Source organism: Corynebacterium maris DSM 45190, from assembly GCF_000442645.1.
GTDB lineage: Bacteria > Actinomycetota > Actinomycetes > Mycobacteriales > Mycobacteriaceae > Corynebacterium > Corynebacterium maris.
This window is the reverse complement of record NC_021915.1, coordinates 1,066,144-1,083,733: the sequence shown is the minus strand read 5'-3', so window position 1 is coordinate 1,083,733 and position 17,590 is coordinate 1,066,144. Positions and strand designations below refer to the sequence as shown.

Here is a 17,590-nt window from a genome sequence, read left to right as displayed (position 1 = left end):
CTTCGTCAGGAGCACATCATGAGCCCATCCCCGCAGAACACGACCTCCGACCTGATCGTCCGCCGGCTCCGCGACTGGGGAGTAGAGCGGGTCTACGGCTACGCCGGCGACGGCAACAACCCGTTGCTCGGTGCCTTACGTCGGGCCGGGGGCTCGCCGGAGTTCATCGGCTCCCGCCATGAAGAGGGCGCCGCGTTCATGGCGGTCGGCGAGGCCAAGTACGGCGAACGCGTCGGGGTGGTCACCTCCACGCAGGGACCTGGCGCGGTGCATCTGCTCAACGGCCTGTACGACGCGAAGTTGGACAGCGCACCCGTGGTGGCGCTGGTGGCCCAGCAGCTGCGCTCCGTGCTGGGGTCGGGGTATCAGCAGGAAATTGACCTGCAGCATCTTTTCGCCGATGTGGCCAGCGGTTTCGTGCAGACGGTCTCCGCCCCGGAGCAGCTGCCCATGGTGTTGGACCGGGCGTTTCGTTCCGCGTTGGCCCACGGCGGCCCGACGGTGGTGATTCTGCCGCACGACGTGCAGCAGGAACCCGCCCCGGAGTTGGGGCAGGAGCACGGTGAAGTGGTCACCGCCCCGCGGTGGACCACCGGGGTGACGGTGCCCGCGGAGGCAGACGTGCGGGCCGCGGCGAAGGTGATCTCGGAGGGCGAGAAGGTGGCGATCCTGGCGGGCCAGGGGGTGCGCCACGCCCAGGCCGAGGTCATGGAGTTGGCGGAGCGGCTCGGCGCGGCGGTCACCACCAGCCTGTTGGGCAAACCCTATGTGGATGAGTCGCATCCGCTGGCGGCGGGAACGATGGGGCATCTGGGCACTCCTGCCTCGGCGCATGCGCTGCAGAACTGCGACACGGTGGTGCTCATCGGCACCGATGACCCCTGGACGGAGTTTTATCCGGCGCCCGGTCAGGCACGGGCAGTGCAGATCGACGTGGATCCATCCGTTCTGGGTAACCGTTATCCGGTGGAAGTCGGACTGGTCGGCGACGCCGCGGAGTCGATCGAAGCGCTGCTGCCGCACCTCATGGAACGCGCCGACACCGACTGGCGCGCCGAGGTCGAGGCCGCGGTGGCCGCCTCCCGGGAGATCGCGCGTCGACGAGCTGACGTCGAGGCCGCGCCGCTGAATCCGGAGCTGGTGGTGCGCAGCTTCGGCGAGCGCGTCGCCGACGACGCCCAGGCAGCGATCGACGTGGGCAGTTGCGTGTACCACTACGTGCGCCAGACTTCCTGGCCGACGTCCGTGCCGGCGCACCTGTCGAGCACGCTGGCGTCCATGGGCTGCGGGGTGCCGTACGCGCTCGCCGCGAAAGAGACGGACCCGGGGCGTCCGGTCGTGGCGCTCGCCGGCGACGGGGCGATGCAGATGCTCGGGATCAACGAATTGATCACGGTGGCGCACCGGTGGCGTGACTGGCAGGACCCGCGGTTCGTGCTGCTGGTGCTACAGAACCGCGACCTGGCGGAAGTCAGCTGGGAGCAGCGGGAAACGGAGGGCGAGCCGCGTTTCGCGGCCTCGCAGGAGGTGCCCGGCTTCGATTTCGCGGCTTATGCGCGACAGCTCGGGCTCGTCGGGCTGCGGGTGAGCGACGCCGCTGAGGTGGACGCGGTGCTGGCGGAGGCGTTTGCGGCGGACCGGCCGGTGGTCATCGACGCGCACACCGATGCGGACGTGCCGCTGCTGCCTCCCCTGCCGCACGGCGAGGAGCTCGCGGAGTCCATGAAAACCGGCCTCGCCGAAGAAGGCGAGGCCGGGCGGCGCGGGTACGAGCTGCTGGAGCAGTACCTGCGTATCGAGCGGGAACTGCGCAGTTAGCCTTCCGGAGTCGCGAGCTGGGTGGTGCCGTCGACGCCGCCGGGTCGTTTCCAGGCGACCGTGAGCTCGTCGCGGAGGCCGAATTTCACCAGGTGGCGGCCGATGACGTTTTCCAGGTGCTCGATGTGTTCGGTCGGGGCCTCCAGCTGCAGCAGCAGGACGCCTTCGCCGGCGATCATCTCGACTTCGCCGGGGGTCTCGCTGCCGAAGCTGAGATGCCCGCGGCCGGCCTCCGGATCCCAGCGCGTCTCAAGCTTCTTGGAGAAGTGCGACGCGAGTTGCTTTCCGTAGCGTCCCGGGCGATCGCAGGTAACACGGGCGGTCGACGAGGTAGTCATACCGCGACACCTTACCTGAGCAAACCATAAAGAAGATCATGCAAACGGACGTCTTCCCCGTGGTATGTGCCCAACCGCATAATTGCCCCGACCTGAGCGTCCAGCTCACTGTCGCGCCCGGCGGCCAGATCGCGCTGCATGGAGGACGTCGCTCCGGCGGGCATACGGTCGGCGAACGCCATGGTGCGGTCCACGGCGTCCTCGGCGAGCGGGACCCCGGTGGCGCGGGCGACGGCGGCGACCTCCTCCATGAGTCCGCGCAACGATCCCCGCAGACGGGTGCGCAGGTGCCCCAGGGGCGCTCCCGCGGCGGAGCCGAGCGCGCCGAAGCAGGTGACGAACATGGCCTTTTCCCAGACGTCGACGAAGACGTCGTCGCGCAGGTGCGCCTGGATCCCGGCGCCCGTCAACGCCTCGGCGAAGGTGCGGGCCGTGGGGTCCTCGTCGCCGTCCCAGGCGCCGAAGGAATACGAGATCGGCCCGCCGTGGAATTCGACGCGCCCGGGCCCGGTGTGATGGAAGAAGCCGCGCACGACGCCCGGCCACACCCGCCGCCGCCCGACGATCTCCGCCACCAGGTGCGGGGCCTCCACGGAGTTTTGGGTCACGGCGACCACCGCCCCGGCGGGTAAGTCCGCGAGCATCTCGCGCAGGTGCGTGTGCCCGGTGGCTTTGACCGCCAGCAGCACCACGTCGACGTCGTCGATTTCTGCGAGTTCCACGACCGCGCGCACGGGCAAGGGTGAAGCGTCGTTGAGCGTCAACCCGGTGTCCCGCAACACCCGCAACGTGTCGCCGCGGGCCACGAAAGTCACGTCGTGGCCGGCCTGCGCCAATGAGCCGCCGAACCAGCCGCCGACGGCCCCGACGCCGAGCACCGCAATCTTCATGGCCGTCATCCTACTGCGGTTCTGGGTGTAGGATGTCGGTTCCTCAATGATTCCCGTATGAAAGGCGCCCGTTCATGTCCGGTGGTCTTCTCGCTCTTCTCGACGACGTGGCGTTGATCGCCCGCAAGGCTGCGGCCACCGTCGACGACGTCGCCTCCTTGGCAGGCAAAACCTCCCTGAAATCGGCGGGCGTGGTCATCGACGACGCCGCCGTCACCCCGGGCTACCTGGAGGGCGCCAGCCCCGCCCGGGAACTGCCCATGATCTGGCGGATCACGAAGGGGTCGTTGATCAACAAGCTGATCATCATCCTGCCCATCGCCATGGCCCTGTCCATCTGGGCGCCCGGGCTATTGACCCCGCTGCTGATGCTCGGCGGCACCTACCTCGCCTTTGAAGGGGCCCATAAAATCGTCGGCGCCCTCACCGGCCACGGAGAGCACGACGTCTCGGTGAAGGAGACGGGCCCGGAGGCGGAGGACAAACTCGTGCGCAGCGCGATCACCACCGACCTCATCCTGTCCGCGGAAATCATGGTCATCTCGCTCAACAGCGTGCTGGACTATGGTTTCTGGCTGCGGTTGGCCACGCTGATCGTCGTGGCCGTGCTGATCACCGCGGTGGTCTACGGCGCCGTCGCGCTCCTAGTCAAGCTCGACGACATCGGGCTCGGCATGGTCAAGCGCGGACAGGCCCCCAACCTGGGCCGCGGCCTGGTCAAGGCCATGCCGGTGATCCTCAACGTCATCGCGGTGGTGGGCACCTTCGCCATGCTCTGGGTCGGCGGCCACATCCTCGTCCTCGGGATGGACGAGCTGTTCTGGTCCTGGCCGTACGAAACCATCCACGGCTGGGAGACCACCGTCGGCGGCGGGGTCCTGGGCTGGCTGGTCAACACCGCCGGTTCCCTGGTCGTCGGCTTGATCTGGGGTCTGGTCGTCTACGCCTTCATCGAGGTCTTCCGCGCCAGTCAGCGCCTGGGTCGGGACTCCGCGGAAAAGTCCGACCTGAAGATCGCCGAACGCGACGCCGACGACAATCGCCGCCTCGTCGAGCACGCCGCGCGCGAGGACGATTAGCCCAGCAGGAGCAGCGACAGGGCCATGATCGCCATGCCCGCGATCAACCCATAGACGGCGTGGTGGTGCTTGCCCGTGGCCTCCGCGGTCGGCAGCAACTCGTCGAGGCTGACGAACACCATGATGCCTGCGACCGCCGCGAAGGACAGCCCCATCGCCGCCGGCCCGATGAACGGCGCCAGGATCACGAACCCGATGATCGCGCCCGCCGGCTCCGCTAGGCCGGAGGCCGTCGCCCACCAGAACCCCTTGGCCCGCGAGCCGGTGGCCTCCCGGATCGGCACGGCCACGGCCACGCCCTCCGGGATGTTGTGGATGGCGATGGCCGCGACAATCGGCACCGCGACCATGGGGTCTTCGAGCGCGGCGATGAAGGTGGCGAAGCCCTCCGGGAAATTGTGCAGGGCCAACGCCACCGCGGTGAGCACCCCGGCCTTCATCATCTTGCGTTTGCGGGCGTCGCCCGCCACCCCCGTCACGGTCGACGGTTCATGCGGGTTGATCTCCTCCGGCACGAACCGGTCGATGACGGCGATGAGTGCGACGCCGCCGAAGAAGGCGGCCACTGCGGCCCACGGCCCGGCGCGCTGCCCCCAGGCCTCCGAGAGGTCCTCCACTCCCTTGGGCAGGATCTCCACGAAAGAGACGTACAGCATGACGCCGGCGGATAAACCGAGGGCGCTGGCCATGAACCTGTCCCCCGGCGCGCGTTTGACCACGCCGATCAGCCCGCCGAGGCCGGTGGCCAGGCCGGCGACCAGCGTCATGGCGAAAGCCACGGCCATCGTCGAGAGATCGTACATAGGCGGCCAGTTTAGTGGGTCGCGTCGTCGTCTTTGCAGTCGACGGTGGTTTTGCGCAATTCGATGAGCACGATGCGGTTGCCGGCGACTTCTTTGATCTCGACTTGGTAATGGATTCCGCTGTCACCGTCGTCGGCGGGGTCAGCGGTCAACTCCGCGGGGATCGGGATGACGTCGCCTGTTTTGCCCAGGCGGCCCAGTTCGGTGAGCAGCCAGCCGGCGACGGTCTCGTAGGGCCCGTCGGGCAGGGCGATGCCGGTGGCGTCGGCGAAGTCCTCGATGTTCATCGTCGCTTCCAGGGAGCGGGACTCGTGCAGCGCCAAGGCGGCGCTGCGTTCGTCGCGGTCGTATTCGTCCCAGATTTCGCCGACCAGTTCCTCCACGAGGTCCTCGAGGGTGACCATGCCGTCGGTGCCGCCGTATTCGTCGACGACGATGGCGATGTGGTTGCCGGAGGCGCGCATCTGCGACAACGCCCGCGGCAGCCGGTTGGTGCCGGGGAATTGGGCGATCGGGCGCATGAGGGAACGCAGTGGGGCGTCGTAGTCGTTGTCGGCGGCGCGGCCCAAGACGTCGCGGACGTGCACGAAGCCGACGATCGCGTCGACGGTGCCCTCGTAGACGGGATACCGCGAGTACGGCTGTTTGTGCAGGTCGGAGAGAATCTCGGCGATGGTGGCGTCCGCTTCGTAGGCGATCATGTCGGAGCGGTGGCGCATGACCTCGCCGACGAGGCGTTGCCCGGCCTCGAAGACGTCGTCGAGGATCTCCCGTTCGGTTTGTCCGAAGCCTTCGTGGGCGGCGACAATGTCGCGGACTTCTTCGGTGCTCATTTCCTCGGTGCGGGCGGTGGGGTCGAAGCCCAGCAGCCGCAGGATCACGTTCGAGGAACTGTTGATCAGCCAGATGACCGGGCGCATGAGGGCGGCGAAGACGTTCAGCGTCGGGCCGACGGCCAGGCTGAAGCCCTCGGCCTTCTGCATCGCGATGCGTTTGGGCACCAGCTCGCCGAGCACCAGCGACAGGTAGGACACCAGCAGCGTCATGACGACCAGAGCCACCCCGCCGGCCATGGCTTCGCTCAGACCGAGGCGCGTCAACCACGGGGCGATCTGCGGGGCGATGGTCGAGGCGCCGAACGCGGAGGAGAAGAACCCGGCGAAGGTGACTCCGATCTGCACCGCGGACAAAAACCGCCCCGAGTCGCGGGCCAGTCCGGCGACGGTGCGGGCGGACGTGCCGCCGCGTTCCATCTTGCGGATCTGCGATTCGCGCAAGCTGACCAGCGCCATCTCCGTGGCGGCGAAGACCCCGCCGACGAGCACGAACAGCAGCACCAGCAGCAGGCTGACCCCGATGCTCATCGTTCGGGGCCGATCGCCAGGCCGGAAAAGTCAGGGTCGGGAACGCTCATACCCGTGTCAACGCCGAGTGACTGTCCCGTGTTCCCTGCTCGGGCACTAACGTCGGAGAACATGACCACCCACCACCATTTCGAAATCAAGGTCCCCGGCGGAAAGCTCGTCGTCGCCGACGTCGAGGTCGATGACGACACTATCACCGCGTCGCAGATCTCGGGGGATTTCTTCCTGGAACCCGACGACGCCTACGAAGCCCTCGGCCCGGCCTTGGTCGGCGCCGCCGTCACCGAGGACGCCGCGGCGTTGACCGCCCGGCTGGATCAGGCGTTGAGCGCTTTCGACGGGCTGCAGCTGCACGGGTTCAGCACCCGCGACGTGGCCGTCGCCGTCCGCCGCGCCGTCACCGGGGCCACGGACTTCACCGACCACGAGTGGTCCGTGATCCACTCCCCGACCCTGCCGACGCCGCTCAACGTGGCCCTCGACGAGGTCCTCACCCGCGAGGTCGCCGCCGGGCGGCGCGGGCCGACGCTGCGGTTTTGGGAGTGGGGGGACAAGGCGGCCGTCATCGGTTCCTACCAGTCCTACGTCAACGAAGTGCATCCCGACGGCGTCGACGAGCACGGCATCACCGTGGTGCGCCGCATCTCCGGGGGCGGGGCCATGTTCATGGAGGGCGGCAACTGCATCACCTACTCGCTGTACGCGCCCGAGTCGCTGGTGCGCGGCCTGTCGTACGAGGACAGTTACCAGTACCTGGACCAGTGGGTGCTCGCCGCGCTGGGCGGGCAGGGCGTCAATGCGTGGTACGTGCCCATCAACGACATCACCTCCGACGGCGGCAAGATCGGCGGCGCCGCGCAGAAGCGGCTGGGCGCGGCGGTGTTGCACCACGTGACCATGAGCTACGACATCGACGCCGACAAAATGAGCGAGGTCCTGCGCACCGGTAAGGTGAAGTTGGCGTCGAAAGGCCTGCGCAGCGCGAAAAAGCGCGTCGACCCGCTGCGGCGGCAGACCGGGGCGTCGCGCACCGAGCTCATCGAGGCGATGATCGAGACGTTTGTCTCCCGCTACCCGGCGGCGCGCGGTGAGCTGACCGACGACGAGCTGGAGCGAGCCCGTACGCTCGTCGACGAGAAGTTCGCCACCGAGCAGTGGACGCACCGGGTCCCCTGACCCCTGTAGACGACAAGGAGTGTGACGTGCCGCCACCCACCTACCCCCTGGCGCCCACCGCGCTGGGCGAGGCCCGCGCCTACGAGGTCGAGGAGCTGGCGCTGGGGCCCGCCTGGAATCACGCGGCGAGCACCGACCTGCTGCAGGTCTCGCTCGCCCCGAACCCGGTGACCGGCGGGTGGTTCGTGCGTACCCGCCACGGCGCCTTGGGGCAGCTGAACGCCGAGGCACGGGAGGAGTACCCGCAGCTGCAGCGGGTGCACCGCTCCGGGATGGAACCGGCGACGATCGCCCAGCTCTCCCACCTCGGCGACGGGCTGCTGGCCATGGACGTGCTGCTGCCCGCCCCGCCTTTTGCCGTGCCCCGCAACGCCCTGCCCGCGGCCGCCTTGCTGCTGCCCCAGGGTGAAGGCCTCCTGCTGGACACCTCCACCGCGGACGGGGTCAGCGCAGAGGAAATCGCGGCGGTCTCCCCCGCCCAGCTGCTGGTGACGTTGAGCAGCGTCGCCGACGAAGTCGTGGCCGTCTACGACAACCGGCCGCTGGGCGTGTTGCCGGCGGCGCGGACGCCGTTGGGTTTCGCGGGCCAGGTCGCCGCCTTCCAGCAGGCCGGCACCCCGCTGGCCGCCCGGGCCTTCTGCGGCGACAACCTCATCGCCGTGGACGTCGCGGCGGATCTGATCGACGCCGCGCAACCGCTGCCGGCGCTGTCGGAGCCCCCGCCGCAGCCCTATCAACCCATCGACTTGAGCGCCGACTGGGAAGCGCTCATCGACGCCACCGAGGTCAGCCTCGATCCTCCGCGGGGTCCTCGTCCGGTGGCAGGGCCGTGATCACGCCCGCCTGCAGCGCCGCCTCCCCGTAGGCGCGCGCCAGGTCCGGGACCTGGTAGTGCGCGTTGAGCCCGCTGGGGTTCGGCGCGAGAAAGACCCCCACGTCCTCCCACGGCGAGTCCTGCCACCCGACGCTCGCCTTCTTGCGCCCCGTCCCCTGGCGCCAGGCGGTGATGCCCACGATGGCCACCACCGCCGGGCGGCGCTTGTCCACGAGCTCACGCAACCGGGCCAGGCCCTCCTCGATCTGCTGCTGGGTCAACTCGTCGGCGCGCGCCGTGGCCGCCGACACGATGTTGGTGATGCCCACCCCGCGCTCGTGCAGGTGCGCCTCATCCTCCGGGCGGAACCCCTCCGAGGCGTCGATGAGCCACTCGGTGATCCCGGCGCGGTGCAGCGCCGGCCAGAACCGGTTGCCTTTGCGGGCGAAGTGCGAGCCCGTCGCCGCCGACATCAGCGACGGGTTGATCCCCACGAACAGCAGCTTCAGCGGCTCCGGCAGCAGGTCGGGCACGGTCGCGCCGTAGTAGTCGGTGAGATCCATCTACAGCACCTCGCGGTTCGCCCCGTCGCGGCGCCGGGTCATGCCGCGTGCGTCCATGTGCTCGAGCAGAGGGATGGCCACGCGTCGGGTGGTGCCGAGCTTCTTACGCGCCTGCGAGGTGGTGAAGGGCTGCTCCAAGGAGGCGAGCAGGGCTTTGGCTTTCACCGCGGCGTCGGGAAGTAAGACGATGCCGTCGCCTAAGCGCAGCAACCGGCCGGCACGTTCGGCGGCGGCGAGTTGCTTGGCGCCCAGCCCTAGCGCGGCGAGGTCGTCTGCCTCGGGCGCCTCGAAGGGGGTCTCGCGCAGGCGTCGCTCCAGCGTGGCGACGCCCTCTTCCGCGGCGCCTAAGTCGACGGCGGCGCCGGGACGGCGCAGCACGCCGTCGGTCTGCTCGAGCTTGGCGGCGACGATCACCAGCGCCAACAAGTCGTCGCCGGGCAGGTTCAATTCGGTCAGCGCCGCACCGCGCGTCAGCCCCGGGGCGAGCGGGTGCTCGGCGGCGTGCTTGTCGACGGCCGCGGTCAGCGCGTCGCGCCAGGCGATCAGCCGCGGGGCGTGGATCCACCAGTCCCGGTAGGCGACGATCCCCTTCGGTGGCTCGGCGGGCGCGTCGACGCCGGCGCGCACCAGCTCCGCGCGTTTCATCGCGCCGCGGCGGGTGACTTCGTGGACGACGTCGCCGGCCGCGTCCATGCCGGCCAGGGTCGCCTCCCGGCGCGTCGCGTCGCCGCGGCGGCCGAGTTGCGGCGGCTCCAGGTCCAGGACGGACACGCCCGCGAACACGGAGCGCGAGCCTGGTTTGCGCAGCACCAGCCGGTCGCCGATGATCAGCGGCAGCGGCCGGCCCAGCGTCAGGCGCAGGTGGTCTTCGCCGAAGGGGCGGGCGGTGGCGGTCACGGCGGCGGTGCCGACGTGGACCACGACCTCCTTGGGGGCGTCTGTCAGCGGGGAGCCGGTGGTGCGTCGGACGTCGACGAGATCGACCAGCGGCCAGGCGCCGGGGGTCAGCAGGACGTCGCCGCGGGCGATGTCGTCGGCGGATTCCCCGCGCAGGTTCACGGCCACGCGGGTGGCCGGCCCGAGGCTTTGGTGCGCGGTCTCCTCGGATTGCAGGGAACGCACGGCGGTCTCGCGCACCCCGTCGGCGGTGGCCAGGGAGAGCACGTCGCCTTCGGCGAGCGTGCCCGCGGACAGGGTGCCCGTGACGACGGTGCCGGCGCCCTTGATGGAAAACGCGCGGTCCAGCCACATGCGCACCCGGGCCTCCGGATCGGGCTGCGGGGCGTTCGCGAGCATCTCGTCGAGGGTGGCCTTGAGCTCCTCGACGCCTTCGCCCGTGCGGGCAGAGACGGTCACCAGCGGGGCGTCGGACAGCGTGGTGTTCGCCAATTCGCGGCGCACCTGCGCCTGCGTCTCCGCTCTGCGGGCGTCATCGGCGCGGTCGGCGCGGGTGAGCACGATGACCGCGTCCGTGACGCCAAAAGCGTCGACGGCGTCACGGTGGTCGTCGGACTGCTCCTGCCACCCTTCGTCGGCGGCGACGACGAACAGCACCGCCGGCGCCGGGCCGACGCCGGCGAGCATGTTGCCCAGAAACTTCTCGTGCCCCGGCACGTCCACGAACGCCACGTCACGGCCCGAGGGCAGTCGGGTCCACACGAACCCCAGGTCGATGGTCAGGCCCCGGACCCGTTCTTCCTCCCACCGGTCCGGCTCCAGGCCCGTCAGGGCCTTGACCAGCGTGGACTTTCCGTGGTCGACGTGACCGGCGGTGGCGACGACAAACACTTTAAGACTGCTCCTTCTCGGCGCGCGCGATGGCCGCGGCGACCGTCTTATCCAACTCCGGCGGCACGCATCGCAGATCCACCAGGCACGTGCCCTGATGCACCCGCGGCAACACCACCGGATCCCCGGCGCGCAACCTCGCCGCCAGATGCTCCTCCAGCTCCACGGCGTAACCGGGCAGCGGGAAGCCGGGCGCCCCGCCCCCGCCGACCCGGCCGTCATGGGCGACGACGACCCCGCCGACGGATCCCGCGAGCGCCTCAGCGCGGCGTTTGAGCTCCGCCGGATCGGCGTGCAGGTACTGTTTGACCGGCGCCTCGCGGCCCGTGAGCGTGGCCTCCAGCGCGGCCAGGCGCAGCTTGTCGGTGCGCACCGCCCGGGCCAGCGGGTGCTTCTTCAACTTCTGGATCGCCCACGATCTGCCCAGCACGATGCCCGCCTGCGGACCGCCGAGCAGCTTATCGCCGGAGGCGATGACCACGTCCGCCCCGGCGGCGATCTCCGCGGCGACGTCCGGCTCCTCCGGCAACGCGGGATCATGAGTGAGCAGCCCGGAGCCCAAATCCACGATCAGGGCGAGGTCTTTCTCGTCGGCCAGCGGCCGCAGCCGGGCGGTGCCCACCGCGGCGGTGAACCCCTCGACGCGGAAATTTGAAGGGTGCACCTTCAAGATCGCCTTGGCCCGCTCCCGCTCGGCGGCGCGCTCGTAGTCCGCCGGGTGGGTGCGGTTGGTCGCCCCGATCTCGTGCAAGCGCACGTCCGCGGTCTCGATGAGCTCGGGCAAGCGGAAACCGGCGCCGATCTCGATGAGCTCCCCGCGGGAGATGATCACCTCGCCGCCCTCCGCCAATGCCGTGGTCGCCAGCAGCAGGGCGGCGGCGCCGTTGTTGACCACCAGCGCGTCCTCCGCGCCGGGGCAGGCGGCGAGCAGGGCGCTCTTCGCCCCCAGGCCGCGGTTTGTGGAGCGCAGGCCGGTGCGCAAATCCATTTCGACGTCGGCGTATCCGGCGGCGTCGATGAGCGCGCGCTGGGCGTCCGGGGAGAGCGGGGCGCGGCCGATGTTGGTGTGCACGACCACGCCGGTGGCGTTGATCACCGGCGTCATGGACGTCGCGCGGGCGGCGGTGACGCGGGCCCGGACGCGGTCGACGACGGCCTCGGGGGTGATCTCTAAGGCGCGGGCGGCGGCTTGGGCCTCGGCGACGATGCTGCGGACGGCGCTGTCGGACAGGGGCGCGTCGACGACCTCGGGGAGGGCCAGCAGCTGGTCGGTGCGCGGGATACGCCGGCGCGGATCGGTGACGTTCACGGGCCCTCCTGGTGGAAAAGATTGGCGGAGACGGACAGGAATCGAACCTGCCAAACCGAGATACTCGGCTTCACCGGTTTTGAAGACCGGGGCGCCCACCAGGACACGTACGCCTCCACGGGAAAGATTAACACTTTAAAAAATGAGCGAAAACACTAAGGTGGGACTTATGACACCGGAACTGCTCGAATCCTACAAAATGACCAGCTACGCCAGCGGGGGCGGGTGCGCCTGCAAGATTCCGCCCGGCGAGCTCGAAGACGCCGTGCGCGGATTGACCGGTGTCCAAGACCCCAACGTCATCGTCGGGCTCGACGACGGCGACGACGCCGCGGCCGTGCGTATCGCCGACGGCATCGCGGTGATCTCCACCGCGGACTTCTTCACTCCGGTGGTCAACAACGCCTACGACTGGGGCCGCATCGCCGCCGCCAACGCGCTGTCTGACGTCTACGCCATGGGCGGGACCCCGGTGACCGCCATCAATCTGCTGGGCTGGCCGCGCGACGTGCTGCCCACGGAGCTGATGAGCGAAGTTCTGCGTGGCGGACTCGACGTCGCCACCGAGGCGGGCATCTCGGTCACCGGCGGGCACTCCATCGATTCGCCGGAGCCGACCTACGGCATGGCCGCCACGGGGGTGGCCCACCCCGACCAGCTGATGCGCAACGACCGCGCGGAGGCCGGCCTGCCGATCACCCTGACCAAGCCGATCGGCGTGGGTATCCTCAATAACCGGCACAAGTCCACCGGCGAGAATTTCCCCGAGGCCGTGGAGCTGATGACCACGCTCAACCGCGACGCCGCGCAGGCCGCCAAGGACGCCGGGGTCAAGGCCGCCACCGACGTCACCGGCTTCGGGTTGCTGGGGCATCTGTACAAGATGCTGCGCGCCTCCGGGATTTCCGCGACGATCGACGCGGCCGCGGTGCCGAAGCTCGACGCCGCCGTGCGCTCCATCGACGAAGGCTTCGTCTCCGGCGGCTCGCGCCGCAACCTCGACTGGGTGCGCCCGAACGTGCGCGCCGAGGGCGTCGACGAGGACACCCTGATCCTGCTTGCCGACGCCCAAACCTCCGGCGGACTGCTGGTCATCGGGGAGGTCCCCGGCTACCCCGTCATCGGCGAGACCACCGCGGGTGACGCGGGAATCGTCACCGTGAAGTAAATTCCGCGACCCGTCCCCCGGCCCGGCGCAGGGCATCGGCGTCGGAGGCGACGATGATCTCGGCGAAACGTTCGGCGTAAGCGCCCAGGTCATCTCCCACGCTGCCCACGACCGCGATGACCGGCAACCTGCCATGGACGCGGTGGAGCACGGCGTCGATGATCTTGCCCTGCGCCGTCTGCCCGTCGAGGCGCCCCTCCCCCACCACGACCGCGTCCACGTCGGTGAGCAGCGCGTCGAAGCCGAGGACGTCGAGGACCCGGGCCGCGCCGTCGGCTAATTCTGCGTCAAAGTGCGCCCACATCCCGCCGGAAAAACCGCCGGCCGCCCCTGTGCGGGCCACACCGCGGGGATCACGCGGAAAACTGGCCGCTTGCTCGTCTAAGCGTTCAGTCAACTGTTTCACCTGCTCCGGTCCCGCCCCTTTTTGCGGGCCGAAGACCGTAGCGGCGTCGACGAAGGCTGTGGTCACGTCGCACAGCACCGTCAACCGGGCCCCGCGCACGCCCCCGCGTTCGGTGATCGCCCGCACGGCGTCGGTCCCACCGTCCGTCGTGGCGGAGCCGCCTGCGGCGACGAGCACCTCACGGGCTCCGCGGTCGATGGCCGCTGCGATGAGCACGCCGGTGCCGTACGTCGAGGCACGCACCGGGTCGCCGGGGCCGTGGTGCAGCCCGGAGGCTCGGGCCAGCTCCACGATCGCGGTCTCTCCTGCCAGCGCGAGCTGGGCAGCAATAGGTCTGTGCCATGGATCGACGGTCTCGACGTCGATGAGCTCGGCGCCGAGGGCACCGGCCAACACGTCGAGGGCGCCCTCGCCGCCGTCGGCGAGCGGGAGGTGGACGGGACGCCCGCCCGCGCCGCGCACGCCCTCGGCGATCAGATCGGCGACCTCTGCGGCGGTGAACGTGCCTTTGAAACTGTCCGGGGCGATCAGGATGCGCATGCCCGCCATTATGGCGGGAAGACTACTTCTCGGTCAGCGGCGGAAGGATCTTCGCCTCGATGAGCTGGTCGAACAGCTCGAGCAGGCGCGACTGTGTGTCCAACGCGTCGGCGAAACCGGCCTGGCGGACCTTCACCGTCGAGGTGATGTTGTCGGCCTCGTGATGGAAGAGGAAGTCGCCGACGCCCCAGCCGACGAGCTCGTCAAAGGGGGTGTCGATCAGCCCGTGGCGCTCGACGAGGCGCTCCCAGACGTCGCGGCGGGTGGGCATGGCCTCGGCCAGCGACATCTGTTGCGGTTCGGCGTAGTCCATGCGGAAATGCTTGGCGAAGGCAGGCCACAGCTGCGACCAGCGGAAGACGTCGCCGTTGGTGACGTTGAACGTTTCCCCGGCCGCCGAATCAGCCGAGCCCGCCCACACCGTCGCGCGCGAGAGCAGTTCGGCGTCGGTGGTCTGATACAACACGTCGTAGGCCGCGCGGGTCCCCGGGAAGCGCATGGGCAGGCCGAGTTCCTTGTTGATCGCCGCGTACACGCCGATGACCATGAGCAGGTTCATCGGGTTGCCGGTGGCGTAGCCGGTCACGCCCTCCGGGCGCAGGGCGGTCCAGGCGAAGCCGCGCTGCTCGGCGTTCGCCTTCAGCAGGTCTTCCTGCGTGTAGTAGAAGTGCGGGGCGATCAGACGGGGTCGGTCTCCTTGGCCGGGGTGTTGAAGAACCCGAGGTGGTGGCCGTAGGCCTTGCCGCCCTGGTAGAGAGTGACGTGCTTGAGCGGCGCCCCGGCGTCTCGGAGTGCGTCGAGGGCGTTCTGCAGGAGCGCGTCGTTGACCTCGATGAGTTCGGCGTCGGTGGGCTTTTCAATGTACGCGCCGAAGACCAGGTGGGTCACGCGCGCCAGGACGTCCGTGGGCAGGCCTTCACCGGTGAGCAGGTCGGCGCGGTGATGGGTCCACTCGACGTCGAGGTCGCGGCGGGAGACGCCGTGCACCTCCCAGCCGAGCTCGTGGTATGTGCGGGCGGCGTAGGAGCCGATGAGGCCGCCGTCGCCGGCGACGAGGACGACGCCGTTGGGTTCGGGCATGGGGGTCAGGTTCAGTCCAGCTGAGTTGTTCATGGTTTCACCCTACCGCAATTGGTTTAAACTTCAACCTTCCGGATGTTTAAGACCATCTCCGATCCGAAAAGACGCCGAGCGGCGCTCACTTTCTGCAGCTGCAGAATAAGTGGCGGCCCCACGAATCCACCGGCATCCCGGAAATGACGAAGCGCCCGCCCCGGCTACTGCCGGGAACGGGCGCCTCATTCAGCCAGAGACACTAGCTCAACGTCGTGATGTTCTCCGTGACCACGCCTTCGGCACGGTCCTTTTCCATCCGACGCTTCTGCGGCTCCACCACGTACTTCGGGTCCTTGACCGAGTTGTGGCCGGCGTGCAGGATGCCGAAACGGGTCAGCGCGGAACCCGTGAGCAGCGACAGCCCCGACAGAGCGGACACCACGCGGTTCTTGCGCCCCAGCACGGCGCCGACGGCGCCGGCGATCACGCACACCTCGGAGAGGTTCAACAGCTTGCCGGGGGCGTCCTTCTCGTAGACCTCCCGGATGGTCGGATCCATGTCGTCCTTCATGGCTTTCATGGCGACCAGCTCAGCGGCGGTGCCGCCGACGGCGAAGGCACGGGCCGGGCCCGCGTTCTCCGGAGAGGTCGTCACCAGCGCCAAGCCGCCGGCGGCGAGGCTGCCGGAGGAGACGAAGACGTACGGCAGGTGGTTCTTCGCCCCATTCCACGCCGGGTTCGACGTGTCGGCGAAGAGCACGCCGGTGTACGAGGCCAGCAGCGGCCCCAATGCACCGGTGACGGTGGCTCCGGCCGCCGACGCCCCGCGCAACACCTTGCGCAACACACCGCCTAGAGGCAGCGTGTACTTCTTCTTCTTCTCGATGAGCAGCTCATCGACCTCAGAGGCGGCCTGGATCGCGGACACGCTGGCAAACGACAGCAGCAGCCACGAGCCCATGGACATCGGCGAGTTGACCTTGAACACACGGAACATGTTCAAGGCCCGCTCCGGGCGGCCGAGGTCGCCGACCAGGGCTAGCGAACCCCCGGCGGCGGTGACGAAGGAGGAAAGGCGGGTGGTACGCAGCAATTCCTTGTTGTCCGTCACCTGCGCGCCGAGGGCGATCAGCGACGACCCACCGGCGATGCCGCCAAGGAAGAGGTACACGCCGATCGGCCAACCCCACGGCGGGGCCTTGACGATGGGCCGACCGTAGTAGGAGCTGAACTCAGCGTCCGGCACCATGGCCTGTTCCAGCCCGCCGGTCTTGCCGCCCTTGCGATACTTGCGCTTCTTGGCCTGCTCATCGGCGAACTCTTCGGCCGCCTTACCGGCGGCGGCGCGAGCCTCTTCTTGCTCGGCTTTCTTTTGCTCGTCGACGTAGTCGAGATGCAGCCGCGGCTTACCCTTCGACGGGCCGGTGGCCGGCGGACTCCAACGCCCGGTTATCCGGTTGACGATGTCCGGGATGATCTTCGGAATCCTCATTTACGTCCCCCCACCAGGAATGCCGCGGCGACGGCGCCGGCCATGCCGGCCGCCGCCTTGAACATGGTCTTGTACATGTTCGGCAGATCGCGGGTCGGCACCTCCGGGTACGGCGGCAGTCCGTAAACCTCCGGCTCGTCCAGCAGCAGGAAGATCGAGCCCGTGCCGCCCACGCCGTCCTCGTCGTTGGCGCCGTACAGGCGGGCCTCGGTCATGCCCTGGGCGTGCAGCTCGTCGAGACGCTCGCGGGCGACCTGCAGCATTTCGTTTCGGGTGCCGAACTTGATGGACGTGGTCGGGCAGGCCTGGGCGCACGCCGGGGTGTCGCCGACCTTGAGACGGTCGTAGCACAGGGTGCACTTCTGGGCGACGCCCTTGTTCTTCATCGGCGCTTCTTCGCCCGGGGTAAAGTCCTCGCCCTTGTCGTGGTGCGACTCGCGGATGGAGATCCCGCCCTGGTCACGACGCTCGATGACGCCGAACGGGCAACCCGCGACACACGTGCCGCAGCCGTTGCACACGTCATCCTGCACCACCACGGTGCCGTGCTCGGTGCGGAACAGCGCGCCGGTCGGGCATACGTCCAGACAGCCGGCGTTGGTGCAGTGCTTGCACACGTCCGATGACATCAGCCACCGGAAATCCGGGGTGTCCGGCGGCGTGGTGTCCACCGGCTTGTCCTTCCCCGGTGAGCCGATGGACGGCATGCCCAGCCCCACCAGGTTCTGGGTGGACTTTTTGGCGGCGTCGATGCGCTCTTCGCTCTGCTCGACGAACGCCACGTGGCGCCAAGTGTTCGCACCCAGGTCGCCGGTGTTGTCGTACGACGAGTTGAGCATCTCGTAGTCGCCGTCCTGCGGGACGCGGTTCCACTCCTTGCAGGCGACCTCGCAGGCCTTACAACCGATGCAGATCGACGTGTCCGTGAAGAACGCCTTGCGCTCATCCAGGTCGTAACCGATCGAATTCGATTCCAACATGGTCAT

17 protein-coding genes and 1 tRNA gene are annotated in these 17,590 nt (G+C 69.0%); 5 read left to right on the top strand and 13 right to left on the bottom strand.

From position 1 onward, the window contains the following. Nucleotides 1–18: 18 nt before the first annotated feature. On the top strand, nt 19–1,818 hold the full coding sequence (locus B841_RS05190) for a thiamine pyrophosphate-requiring protein (RefSeq protein ID WP_020934433.1): 1,800 nt from the start codon (nt 19–21) through the stop codon (nt 1,816–1,818). Here B841_RS05190 and B841_RS05185 read toward each other — a convergent pair. After that, nucleotides 1,815–2,156 (bottom strand): DUF2218 domain-containing protein, encoded by a 342-nt coding sequence (locus B841_RS05185; protein WP_020934432.1) that lies wholly within the window; start codon nt 2,154–2,156, stop codon nt 1,815–1,817. The two genes, B841_RS05190 and B841_RS05185, sit on opposite strands and share 4 nt — an antisense overlap. A gap of 11 nt (nt 2,157–2,167) precedes the next feature. After that, nucleotides 2,168–3,046 carry a 2-dehydropantoate 2-reductase gene (locus B841_RS05180; protein WP_020934431.1) on the bottom strand — a complete coding sequence of 293 codons (879 nt, stop codon included), beginning with the start codon at nt 3,044–3,046 and terminating at the stop codon, nt 2,168–2,170. 74 nt (nt 3,047–3,120) lie between these two features. Here B841_RS05180 and B841_RS05175 point away from each other — a divergent pair, with 74 nt between their 5' ends. Next, nucleotides 3,121–4,125: a DUF808 domain-containing protein gene (locus B841_RS05175; protein ID WP_020934430.1), complete on the top strand. Its 1,005-nt coding sequence runs from the start codon at nt 3,121–3,123 to the stop codon at nt 4,123–4,125. Here the strand turns inward: B841_RS05175 and zupT are convergent. Next, on the bottom strand, nt 4,122–4,928 hold the full coding sequence (gene zupT, locus B841_RS05170; RefSeq protein WP_020934429.1) for a zinc transporter ZupT: 807 nt from the start codon (nt 4,926–4,928) through the stop codon (nt 4,122–4,124). The genes B841_RS05175 and zupT overlap by 4 nt on opposite strands. An 11-nt stretch (nt 4,929–4,939) precedes the next feature. Continuing rightward, the gene (locus B841_RS05165; RefSeq protein ID WP_020934428.1) at nt 4,940–6,292 is read right to left on the bottom strand and encodes a hemolysin family protein; all 1,353 of its coding nucleotides are present in this window, start codon (nt 6,290–6,292) and stop codon (nt 4,940–4,942) included. A 111-nt stretch (nt 6,293–6,403) separates the two neighbouring features. Here B841_RS05165 and B841_RS05160 point away from each other — a divergent pair, with 111 nt between their 5' ends. Together B841_RS05160 and B841_RS05155 are read left to right on the top strand one after the other, a co-directional pair. Next, a complete protein-coding gene (locus B841_RS05160; protein WP_020934427.1) occupies nt 6,404–7,468 on the top strand; it encodes a lipoate--protein ligase family protein in 1,065 nt (354 codons plus the stop codon). 26 nt (nt 7,469–7,494) lie between these two features. Then, nucleotides 7,495–8,301, top strand: a complete 807-nt coding sequence (locus B841_RS05155) for a hypothetical protein (protein WP_020934426.1) — start codon at nt 7,495–7,497, stop codon at nt 8,299–8,301. On the opposite strand, the gene B841_RS05150 is transcribed toward B841_RS05155, so the two are convergent. The 4 genes from B841_RS05150 to B841_RS05135 all read right to left on the bottom strand — a co-directional run bounded on the left by B841_RS05150 (nt 8,255) and on the right by B841_RS05135 (nt 12,059). After that, complete coding sequence (locus B841_RS05150) at nt 8,255–8,845, bottom strand: mismatch-specific DNA-glycosylase (RefSeq protein WP_020934425.1); 591 nt, start codon at nt 8,843–8,845, stop codon at nt 8,255–8,257. The two genes, B841_RS05155 and B841_RS05150, sit on opposite strands and share 47 nt — an antisense overlap. Next, nucleotides 8,846–10,633 carry a selenocysteine-specific translation elongation factor gene (selB, locus tag B841_RS05145; RefSeq protein WP_020934424.1) on the bottom strand — a complete coding sequence of 596 codons (1,788 nt, stop codon included), beginning with the start codon at nt 10,631–10,633 and terminating at the stop codon, nt 8,846–8,848. Between the two features lies 1 nt (nt 10,634). Further along, nucleotides 10,635–11,942 carry an L-seryl-tRNA(Sec) selenium transferase gene (gene selA, locus B841_RS05140; protein WP_020934423.1) on the bottom strand — a complete coding sequence of 436 codons (1,308 nt, stop codon included), beginning with the start codon at nt 11,940–11,942 and terminating at the stop codon, nt 10,635–10,637. Nucleotides 11,943–11,964: 22 nt separating this feature from the next. Beyond that, a tRNA-Sec gene (locus B841_RS05135) sits at nt 11,965–12,059 on the bottom strand. A gap of 52 nt (nt 12,060–12,111) precedes the next feature. Here B841_RS05135 and selD point away from each other — a divergent pair. Then, nucleotides 12,112–13,110: a selenide, water dikinase SelD gene (selD, locus tag B841_RS05130; protein WP_020934422.1), complete on the top strand. Its 999-nt coding sequence runs from the start codon at nt 12,112–12,114 to the stop codon at nt 13,108–13,110. Here selD and B841_RS05125 read toward each other — a convergent pair. The 5 genes from B841_RS05125 to B841_RS05110 form a co-directional block, all read right to left on the bottom strand. After that, entirely contained in the window at nt 13,097–14,056 is a 960-nt protein-coding gene (locus B841_RS05125; protein WP_041632103.1) for a glycerate kinase, read from the bottom strand. The genes selD and B841_RS05125 overlap by 14 nt on opposite strands. 22 nt (nt 14,057–14,078) lie before the next feature. Beyond that, complete coding sequence (locus tag B841_RS14035) at nt 14,079–14,699, bottom strand: Rossmann-fold NAD(P)-binding domain-containing protein (RefSeq protein WP_404825475.1); 621 nt, start codon at nt 14,697–14,699, stop codon at nt 14,079–14,081. Between the two features lie 35 nt (nt 14,700–14,734). Beyond that, the gene (locus B841_RS14030) at nt 14,735–15,169 is read right to left on the bottom strand and encodes an NAD-dependent epimerase/dehydratase family protein (protein WP_211215546.1); all 435 of its coding nucleotides are present in this window, start codon (nt 15,167–15,169) and stop codon (nt 14,735–14,737) included. Between the two features lie 202 nt (nt 15,170–15,371). Next, nucleotides 15,372–16,604, bottom strand: coding sequence for an NrfD/PsrC family molybdoenzyme membrane anchor subunit (gene nrfD / locus B841_RS05115; protein ID WP_020934420.1), 1,233 nt, complete (start codon nt 16,602–16,604; stop codon nt 15,372–15,374). Next, nucleotides 16,601–17,590: a 4Fe-4S dicluster domain-containing protein gene (locus tag B841_RS05110; RefSeq protein ID WP_020934419.1), complete on the bottom strand. Its 990-nt coding sequence runs from the start codon at nt 17,588–17,590 to the stop codon at nt 16,601–16,603. Before B841_RS05110 ends, nrfD begins: the two co-directional genes overlap by 4 nt.

Bases quoted from the DNA above. Each gene is read 5' to 3' on its own strand.
- B841_RS05110 (WP_020934419.1), bottom strand. From the start codon at position 17,590: ATGACCATGTTGGAATCGAATTCGATCGGTTACGACCTGGATGAGCGC.
- B841_RS05190 (WP_020934433.1), top strand. From the start codon at position 19: ATGAGCCCATCCCCGCAGAACACGACCTCCGACCTGATCGTCCGCCGG.
- B841_RS05180 (WP_020934431.1), bottom strand. From the start codon at position 3,046: ATGAAGATTGCGGTGCTCGGCGTCGGGGCCGTCGGCGGCTGGTTCGGC.
- B841_RS05175 (WP_020934430.1), top strand. From the start codon at position 3,121: ATGTCCGGTGGTCTTCTCGCTCTTCTCGACGACGTGGCGTTGATCGCC.
- B841_RS05185 (WP_020934432.1), bottom strand. From the start codon at position 2,156: ATGACTACCTCGTCGACCGCCCGTGTTACCTGCGATCGCCCGGGACGC.
- B841_RS05165 (WP_020934428.1), bottom strand. From the start codon at position 6,292: ATGAGCATCGGGGTCAGCCTGCTGCTGGTGCTGCTGTTCGTGCTCGTC.
- B841_RS05150 (WP_020934425.1), bottom strand. From the start codon at position 8,845: ATGGATCTCACCGACTACTACGGCGCGACCGTGCCCGACCTGCTGCCG.
- B841_RS05160 (WP_020934427.1), top strand. From the start codon at position 6,404: ATGACCACCCACCACCATTTCGAAATCAAGGTCCCCGGCGGAAAGCTC.
- nrfD (WP_020934420.1), bottom strand. From the start codon at position 16,604: ATGAGGATTCCGAAGATCATCCCGGACATCGTCAACCGGATAACCGGG.
- zupT (WP_020934429.1), bottom strand. From the start codon at position 4,928: ATGTACGATCTCTCGACGATGGCCGTGGCTTTCGCCATGACGCTGGTC.
- selD (WP_020934422.1), top strand. From the start codon at position 12,112: ATGACACCGGAACTGCTCGAATCCTACAAAATGACCAGCTACGCCAGC.
- B841_RS05125 (WP_041632103.1), bottom strand. From the start codon at position 14,056: ATGCGCATCCTGATCGCCCCGGACAGTTTCAAAGGCACGTTCACCGCC.
- B841_RS14030 (WP_211215546.1), bottom strand. From the start codon at position 15,169: ATGAACAACTCAGCTGGACTGAACCTGACCCCCATGCCCGAACCCAAC.